Raw genomic sequence first — 1,751 nt, 5'->3', positions numbered from 1 at the left:
CCGGCCGACCCCGTGCCCGCGCGCCTCCTCGGCGACGGCGAGCCCCTGGATCTGGCGGACGTGCGCGTTGCAGGCGAGCGGGCCGGCAAAGGCCAGCCGGATGTAGCCGACGATCCGGCGGTCGAGTTCGGCGACGAGATGATCCCCGGGCGCGTGCCGCTCGTCGAAGAAGGGACCATATGGCGGCTGCGGGCGCGGCATGACCGCGTGCAGGTGCGACCAGGTCGCGCGGTCCAGCGCGCCGAGTTCCTCGTCGTCGTCGGGCAGGGCGGTACGTATGTACGGCTCGGACATGTGAGCCAGACTACGACGGGGGCCGTGCCCTCCTCATGGGGCTTTTATGGATCAACGAGGCAGGATGGGCGCCATGGAACGCTCGCGAATCGCGGTGACCGGCGCCTCCGGTCTGATCGGCAGCGCACTGGTGCGGTCACTGACCGCGGACGGTCACGAGGTGGTGCGCCTGGTGCGGCGGGCCGCCCGGGGCGCCGACGAGGTCTGCTGGGACCCCGAGGGTGAGTACGTGGACACGGCGGCGCTCGACGGGTGCGACGCCGTGGTCAACCTGGCCGGTGCCGGGGTCGGCGACCACCGCTGGACGGACGCCTACAAGAAGACGGTCCGCGACAGCCGGGTGCTCGGCACGGCGGCGCTCGCGGAGGCCGTGGCGGCGCTGGACCGGCCGCCGCGGGTGTGGGTGAACGGCAGCGCGATCGGCTTCTACGGCGAGACGGGCGAGCGTGCCGTGGACGAGGACGCGCCTCCGGGTGACGGTTTCCTGCCCTCGCTGTGCGTGGAGTGGGAGGAGGCGACGGCGCCCGTGCAGGAGGCGGGCGTGCGGACGGTGTTCGCGCGGACCGGTCTTGTCGTGGCAAAGGACGGCGGGGCGTGGGCCAAGCTGTTCCCCCTCTTCAAGGCGGGTGTCGGCGGGCGGTTCGGCGACGGGCGGCAGTACTGGTCGTTCGTCGCGCTGCACGACGAGGTCGCGGCGATCCGGCATCTCATCGACACCGAGGGCCTGTCGGGACCGTTCAACCTCACCGCCCCGAACCCGCTGACGAACCGTGAGATCGCGGCGGCGATGGGCCGCGTCTTGCACCGTCCGTCCCTCTTCACGGTGCCCGCGTCCGCGCTGAAGCTGGTGCTCGGCGAGATGTCGGGGGATGTGCTGGGCAGTCAACGGGTGCTGCCGAAGCGGCTGTTGGAGTCGGGGTTCACGTTCACGTTCCCGGAGATCGAGGGGGCGATCCGGGCGGCGCTGTGACCGTCTCGGACCCGACCGACCGCACTTGGTGACGCACGGCGACCGTATGCGACCGCCGTGCGACCGTGCCCTGCGTATGCGCGACTTCCCTCCACCGATCACGGCCCTAACCTCGACCCGAACTCGGGTATCCCTGGAGGCCGTTGGGGCATGACGCTGCCACCGGCCGCGCAACCCTGAGGAGGGGCACGTGCTTGAGCACGCGTACCAGGCGGACGTCGTCGTCGTGGGAGCCGGGGTCGCCGGACTCGCCGCGGCACATCGGCTGATCAGCGCAGGAGTAACGACCGTAGTCCTGGAGGCCGCCCCTTACGTGGGCGGCCGTATGTCGACCGAGAAGGTCGACGGGTTCCGGCTCGACCGGATCGGACAGTTCCTGTCCACCTCGTACCCCGAACTCCGCCTGACCCCGGGCCTCGACGCCCTGGTGCTGCGCCCCTTCGCCCCGGGCGTCCTCCTCCACAGCGACGGCCGCCACCACCGCGCG

3 protein-coding genes are annotated in these 1,751 nt (G+C 71.6%); 2 read left to right on the top strand and 1 reads right to left on the bottom strand.

Annotated elements, in window-relative coordinates; genetic code table 11:
- Window positions 1-294 (bottom strand): GNAT family N-acetyltransferase (locus R6V09_RS52355; protein ID WP_317888435.1); only part of this gene is annotated, 294 nt, incomplete at its 3' end.
- A 73-nt stretch (window positions 295-367) separates the two neighbouring features.
- Between R6V09_RS52355 and R6V09_RS52350 the strand changes: the two genes are divergently transcribed.
- Window positions 368-1,264, top strand: coding sequence for a TIGR01777 family oxidoreductase (locus tag R6V09_RS52350; RefSeq protein WP_317888434.1), 897 nt, complete (start codon window positions 368-370; stop codon window positions 1,262-1,264).
- A 190-nt stretch (window positions 1,265-1,454) separates the two neighbouring features.
- The coding region (locus R6V09_RS52345; protein ID WP_317888433.1) for an FAD-dependent oxidoreductase at window positions 1,455-1,751 on the top strand (297 nt) is incomplete at its 3' end.

It is taken from the genome of Streptomyces sp. W16, from assembly GCF_033194735.1.
Lineage (GTDB): Bacteria > Actinomycetota > Actinomycetes > Streptomycetales > Streptomycetaceae > Streptomyces.
This window is presented reverse-complemented; position numbering and strand designations above follow the sequence as displayed.